Raw genomic sequence first — 7175 nt, forward strand, 5'->3', positions numbered from 1 at the left:
ATATCTTTTACATGTAAAACCCATTTATACATATCAGCTTCAATGCCAGGTATGATCATATCGATATTATATTTATCGATCGTATCCAATAACCAATTCAAGTAAGACGGATCACTTGTAGCAGGGGCTTCTATAAAGATATCGCAAAAACCTGGGGCCACAGAATCACAATAGATCGATGTTCCAATTAGTTTATATGTACTCTCAGCTTGTTGTAACGATCGTAAAATTCCATAGCCGACAATACCACTGGCACCAGATACAAGTATCGTTCTCATATCAGTCCTTCCATAAGACAAATATTAGTCAAGATGCAGTAAATTGTAGTTATAAACATGAGAGAACTTTTTAAATTGTACTATCCTCAATTTGGATCGATAGAAATTTCGGCCAAAAGCCCACAAGAAAGCTCTGGATAATCAATGCCGAGAGTACACAGTCCAGTTATTATTTTTTCATCTAAGTTGAGAGATAACATTTGGCTCGTAGTTAAAGGCTTCAAATAAATTCCTTCCATTGTATCAACCTGAAAACCCGCATCCTTAACTTCAGCCGTAAGAGTTTCTACCGTATAATATCTCTGATGCCCTGATATATGATCAAACTCGGATAATGTTGTGACATCATCTAATAAACCCGCGAGAACACCAAGTCTTCGGTTCATAACAGCCGCATTCGGAACTGCAATAAACAACTTCCCTCCCGGTGCCAAATATTGTTTATAGCGGGTTATAATTTGATTTGGATCATTAACGTGTTCAAGGATAAACCCCATGACAATTACATCAAATTTTTCGTCGGTATCAAATTCTTCAAAATAGGTTTCGATTATTTCAGCAGAGCACTCAGGGTACTTCTGATGAAAATTATCAATAACGGCAGATGATCCATCAAGGACAAGATAGCGGTCAAAATTTTCAGAAAAAATATTTGCGGTATGTCCATGCCCTAAACCCAATTCCAAAAGGCTCTTAGCATCGGTACATTGGGCCATAATTCGTTCAGGATACCACTTCAAAATTATTCCGTTATCAAAATCATATAGATTTCCTCCGTTATAAATTTCGATGTGAGTATCTAATTTGTTGGACATTATCTATAATCCCTATTCACATATTTTCTAGTAACTATTGAGCCATGATAGTTTAAATTAACTTATACTCTCTTAGCATAGCTTCTTTAATCAATTCCGTTGAATTAAACATCAAGACATCCACAATCGACAATCCAGCAACAAAAGAAGATTCAAATTGAGGATATGCATTTAATTCTGGCACTATGAATTTCAGAGTAATTCCTCTCTCACTAAAATCTTCTTTTGAATAAAGCTTTTGCCCGCCAATTGCATTAATATAGGTCTCCGCACCGACAGCATCACAGAAAGTAAAAATTTTCTTTTGTTTTTTCAATGTATGATCGACGTCAATACTTGAAGATTTTCTAATCTGAGTACTGATATCAAGTACTAAGCATATTTTTTGTATGGAGTGATAAATAAATTGAAATAAATTTCTTTCTTGATAATTAATAATATCTTCGATCAAAGGAAAAATTTGATCAAGATAAGGAGCTTTGGAATAGGCTTCTTTTATTTGATTCAAAAATTTTTGCCTATTAAAGCTATCCGCAACACTACGATCTCTTATATCAAGATAATCTGATTCCTTTTTTACAGGTAAAGAGAAAGTAAAGTCTTTCCCATTTCGAAGTAAACGATTTCTATTAATCCAACCTTTCTTTGTATATTGAATATTATCGTACAAAATAAAAAGATCGGTAGAATCTATTAATTGAAAGTACCCGATATAAGGAAGAAAATAGGGTTGCATGATCGCAATTTTCATCCCAAAGGTTCTCCTATCTCTCAATACCATCTAGCGTGATATGATCAACTTTGTCACCGTCACAATATCGTTTCCACATCACGTCCATAGCCCGTTCAAGAGAAGCACATACTTTCGCCCCGCCCCCAGCAACCTCTGTTAAGAAAAAACTTCGTAATTTCAAACGATCCTCCTCTAATACCTCCATATTATTTGCCGCCCAAACTGCACGTTCAATATATTTTTCGACAGAAGAAACAATCATTTCCTCTTGCCCAAAAAACTTAAGTAAAGAAGCACCAATGTTCTCGTGAAATGCGCGCCCCTTCGTTAAGGAAACAAAGCTTCGCCCCATATAAAAAAGATCTAACGATGTCGACGCGCCATTATATGGAAAAGGATCTAACCCGAGATCAAACTCATTTATTTCTTCAAGGTAAAGCAAGAAATCAGAACGAGTTCTCAAAATCAGCCGTCCCCTTTCCACCCCCAAATCATCAAGACATTCATAAAAATCGTTTGTGAAATCATCTTCATCCAGACGGTTGACTTTCAGCATTAGTTTAGAGTTGGGGACCTGTTGTAAAATTTGCCCCCATGCTCTCATACACTCAGAAGTAACTTTTCCAGCTCGGTTAAAATTGGCAAACGTAATAAAACCATTTTCCTTGTATGGTAATTCTTTGGACTCTATTTTCTCTGCTCCGGGACGAACACGATAGCTTGTACAGCCCGCAATATGAGCAAGTTTTTCAGAGAAGAGATCTTCATGCTCTAATGGAACGGAAAAAGGTTGAGTAATATAATAATCCATACTATCCAGCCCAGTTGTTGCTGGATACCCGATATAACTAGTTTGAATTGGAGCAGGTTTATAACTCAACGCCCTCAAACGATTACCGGCTGTATGTCCAGACAAATCAACAAGGATATGAATTTGATCATCAACAATCTGCTCACACAGTTCTTCATCCGACAAACCTGAAACATCTCTTCTTTGATCGCAAACCTTATCTATTTCGACATTAATGCTCTTAGAGAAATCGTCTTCCCGAGGCTTCTGTGAATAAAGGAAAATTTCATACTTGTCTCTGTCATGTTGTTGCGCAACCGGCAACCAATAGTAAACCGCTACGTGGTCACCAAAATCCCCCGAGATATAACCGATACGAAGCTTTTTCACCTCATCAGGATTAAACTTATATTCTTTAACTCTCTGATCAATAGGTATGGCATGCTTATCTTGCCACACGCGTGCTTCTCGAAAATGATCTTCAGGGCTACTTTTTTCTTCATGCAAGATCGTGAATAGCAGGTTGCTATGAAAATCCTCTCTACTTGGAGTGAGTTCGATTGCGATGCCATAGCATTCTTTTGCTTTTCCAACATCCCCCTGAAAACTATAGCCAAATCCTAAATTATTAAAAGCTAAGTAATACTCAGAGTTAAGCCGTAAACACTCGAAATAATACTCTCTAGCTTGATCAATTTCGCCAATTCCCTGAAATGAATTTCCACAGTTATAGAACACCTCTGGATCATTCGGGTCTTTTTCAATTGCCTTTTTTAAAATATCTATCGCTAAACTATGAATATTCAAACGTCCGAGACAAGTACCATACATCTTTAGTACAGGGAGATAATCCGGGTTTAATTCATGCCCTTTGGCTGCAAATTTCAATGCCGAGTCTAGTTTGAAATTATTATAAGATACCAAAGACAACAAATAATAATCTTTTTCAGGTTCATAAGATTTATCTATATCTTTTCCAAGAAATGCTACTGCTTCGCTCTCACGATTAAGACTAATTAAACAACTGGCTACACCAGTCCTAACATTACTATCAAAAGGGTAGTCAGGCAATAAGCTCTGATAATACTCAAGTCCATCGGAATAATGCCCCAGTTTTGTACAACACTTTCCTGCACTAATGACCAGCTCTTTACTTTTAGGTTTTAATATCAACGCTGTGGCATAAGCCCCCAAAGCACTCTCATACTCTCCGAGGTTAAAAATAGAATTGCCTAATTGTTCATGCCCTTCAAAAAAATCTTGCTTGAGTTTCACACAAGCAGAAAAGCATTCAACAGCTAGAACATCCAATTTATGTTGTTGAAAAAAAACACCAAAATTATGATAATCTGTATATCTTACAGAAGATAATTTGAATAATTTATCAAATTCTGATCGAAATAACGTTTCATCGCCTTGTAGAAGAGCATCAACAGATTTGGCAAATAAAAAAACTGGATGTTTATGTTTTTTCTTTAAATTTTTGGTCGCAATTTCTGATGCGTTATCAAATTGCTTATTCATCAGATACTGCAAAGCTTCCTCTGCAGCTTTCTCAACCTTGTAGTTGAACTTCTTGCCCTGCTTCACCTGATCCCCACACTTTAAATTTTGACAAATACAGCATAAAAAAAAACTAGCTTAAGATTTTACATCACACTTGTATAGTGGGCATACCAATATATCTCCTTAAGACAAATGTCTCATTAGGAGATTATAAGAGCAACTTTCTAACTTCTTATATTTACACGTTTAACGACGCACTTGATGGAGGAATATTTTTATCATTTGAAGTTGAAACATCATTAAGGCTTCCCCCAACACCTTTCGCAGCTTGATTGCCTTCTCCGACTTGTTCGGCAACAGTCGCCCATGTTTCTTTCATATTCTTTAAACTGATTAGAACATCTTCAAAAATAGGCTCTGGGTTTCGTGAATTCGCCTGCATCATTCTCATAAACAAGCTATCATAAAACTCATGAAGCATAGGGGAAACATCCCCCCCATTTTCAAAATCTAGCTGCCCCTGTAATCCTAGTATAATTTTGGACGCCTTATCAATCGCTATAAATCTTGCTTCATAGTCTTGAGAATCATGTGCCCGTTTGGCCTCATTGATCAAACGAATGGCACCCTCGTATAACATAACAATTGCTTTTAGCGGTCCTACATTTTTTGACGCTTGAGAGTATGCATTTGCACCATAGGGATTAGGATACATCGATCACCCCTTTTTAGTTTTTACTAGCGTTTGCTTGCGCTTCAAGTTGTTTTCTCATCGCATCGGCTTGTGCCAATACTTGCTCTAATCGGGAGTATTTTTCTATTAAGAAATTACGTGTTAATTCTAACCGCGCATCAAGAGCAACAATTTTTTCATTCAATTCTTTATTTGAATCAGCAAGTTCAAGCATCCGCGTAGAAAGCTGCCCGGATCCCGGTTTTACAAAGTCATCAATGGAATGGAAGAAATTTTCGGCAATACCATAAGATGTTTTAACCTCAATAGTTTGAGAGCCGCTTCCAGGTGTACCAACAAAAACCATGGTCATTCCCTCGAAAGCAGTACCAACCTTCCCTTTCAGGGTATTACCAGTAATATCAAAGACATTACCATATCCCGTCACAGATGCGCCGGTAATATTCCCACTGCCATCGACCCCATCAATGACAAGAGAGAAATCATCAATATTAATTCCTTTGGTACGAGAAATAACAGCAAGTCGAGAGTCGTCCGGCTCAAAGGTAAATTCAAAGACGCTTCGCACACCATCAAGATTCGTGACCAAAGCATCGTCCAATTTGGTACTATCGACAATCAGCTTATTGTCGCCATTAAGCTCAATTCCCATTAATGCTAACGTATTGATCTGACTACTATCCACACCTTCAGCACCTGTGCTCACAATTCCACTCAGAGCACGATCAACTCGCCTAAGAATATCATCACCGTACAAAGGCGGCTTTCCACCAGAAGATGAACTTGGATCATAATCACGTTGCTGTTTAACAAGGTCTCTTAAAGTATTATAAGTTTCTACAAAATCGTTAATAGCAGTTTTAATACCACCTAAATTGTTATTTATTTCAACTTTTATATTATTACCAACCTCAGCTTTATAAAGCTGAATTGTCACGCCTTCAATCACGTCAGTAATATTATTGGTATCACGCTCAATTACAGTGGCGATACCATCAACTTTTATTTGTGCTTTATCCCCGGCTTGTAATTCAGTTAAAACAGCCCCGTCACCATAAGTACTTAAAAAATTACCCGCCCCTGAAAGAGTAATGGCTTTACCTGTTTCCTCCGCGGTCATAACCAAGCGAAAGTCATTATCACCAACCTTGATTACCGATGCCCTAACACCAGTGTCATTTGTAACTCCATTTATTGCGCCAGCAATATCATTCAAGGACATATCAGACGTTATAGAAATATCTTTTGTTGCTCCACCAGATACCCCTAGCGTGATGGTGTCGGTAACGCCCTGAGCTGCAGTAGCATCAACAACGGTACCTGATGAAATTTTATTGGCGGTAGCGATTTGCAATACTTCTATCTCATACACACCAGAAGCAGCGGAATTTGTTGATGAAACGCCAAGAATGTCTGTCGCGGGCGTTGAGGTAGAAGAAGTTAAAAACCCGGATTTGGCTTCAAATATATTGCTATCCCGCCCACTTAACCCAGGGGGGTTACGCAACCCATTTAATGAATCTCTTAAGGAAGTTAAAAGCGTATTAAGCTCGCTATAAGCTTCTGTTTGAACTTCATTGTCGCTAATCGTGCTTTCCATCCTAACAGCAGGAAGCCGCTTAGCCAATAATGTTGCTTCTACAATCGCGTTGGTATCAAACCCAGAATACTGACCGGTAATTCTCGGGGAGCCATTAACGTATGTTAGAGTTCCAGCGTCCATGTCCTACTCCATATCAAAAACATAGTTTTATGAATGCAAGATGCATTCCAGTTATGCTTCTGTATCCAGATTAACATTTGTTGAGAACGGCAAACTTGATTGCTTCGGATAATTACCCAACATTGTCTTACTTGGGAATTCAGAAATCACAGCATTGTTATTTTCATCTATTAGGCGAACAACCAAACGACCAGACTCACTATCCCGGTAAGTAACAATATTTGACGATGGCTGTGACGGAGCGGCAGCTGTATTATCAACAGATCGACGCTCAACTGAAGCATTTGGCGACTGGGCTGCTTTTGCTTCAATATTCTGCGGAACACTTACAACAGCTTGAGCAGTATTTGCGCTAACAGAACTTAACTTTGAAACACTAGAGCTCGCAGCAGAAATCTTTGGAACAAGCTGAGCAGGTTGCCCTGAAATAGTTACATCAGACATCAGACCTCCTCCTCTTTCCTAAATACAAAAAACGATAATTTTCAAAATAGCCGTAGGCACCGAAATACCCACGGCTTTCGACCATTATAAGAGCTTACTGAAGAACTCTCAATAGGGATTGTGGTATCTGATTGGCCTGCGACAAGGCAGAAACTGCCGCCTGAGTCAGAACGTTTGCAGTCACCAACTTAC

At 38.3% G+C, this 7175-nt stretch carries 8 protein-coding genes; all 8 read right to left on the reverse strand.

Annotation, left to right across the window (positions count from 1 at the left end):
- Nucleotides 1-278, reverse strand: a 278-nt coding sequence (locus tag Q0241_RS09155) for a hypothetical protein (protein WP_299376376.1), incomplete at its 3' end; no start/stop codon positions are given.
- An 86-nt stretch (nt 279-364) separates the two neighbouring features.
- A complete protein-coding gene (locus Q0241_RS09160; protein ID WP_299376378.1) occupies nt 365-1093 on the reverse strand; it encodes a class I SAM-dependent methyltransferase in 729 nt (242 codons plus the stop codon).
- A 52-nt stretch (nt 1094-1145) separates the two neighbouring features.
- Entirely contained in the window at nt 1146-1844 is a 699-nt protein-coding gene (locus Q0241_RS09165) for a WbqC family protein (RefSeq protein ID WP_299376381.1), read from the reverse strand.
- Nucleotides 1845-1857: 13 nt separating this feature from the next.
- Nucleotides 1858-4206, reverse strand: coding sequence for a hypothetical protein (locus tag Q0241_RS09170; RefSeq protein ID WP_299376384.1), 2349 nt, complete (start codon nt 4204-4206; stop codon nt 1858-1860).
- 154 nt (nt 4207-4360) lie between these two features.
- Nucleotides 4361-4837, reverse strand: a complete 477-nt coding sequence (gene fliS / locus Q0241_RS09175; protein ID WP_299376386.1) for a flagellar export chaperone FliS — start codon at nt 4835-4837, stop codon at nt 4361-4363.
- A 13-nt stretch (nt 4838-4850) separates the two neighbouring features.
- Nucleotides 4851-6539 (reverse strand): flagellar filament capping protein FliD, encoded by a 1689-nt coding sequence (gene fliD / locus Q0241_RS09180; protein WP_299376389.1) that lies wholly within the window; start codon nt 6537-6539, stop codon nt 4851-4853.
- A gap of 51 nt (nt 6540-6590) precedes the next feature.
- Nucleotides 6591-6983 (reverse strand): hypothetical protein, encoded by a 393-nt coding sequence (locus tag Q0241_RS09185; RefSeq protein WP_299376392.1) that lies wholly within the window; start codon nt 6981-6983, stop codon nt 6591-6593.
- Between the two features lie 94 nt (nt 6984-7077).
- Complete coding sequence (locus tag Q0241_RS22565) at nt 7078-7167, reverse strand: flagellin (protein WP_366941162.1); 90 nt, start codon at nt 7165-7167, stop codon at nt 7078-7080.
- Between the last annotated feature and the right edge of the window lie 8 nt (nt 7168-7175).

It is taken from the genome of uncultured Kiloniella sp. (genome assembly GCF_937128705.1).
GTDB lineage: Bacteria > Pseudomonadota > Alphaproteobacteria > Kiloniellales > Kiloniellaceae > Kiloniella.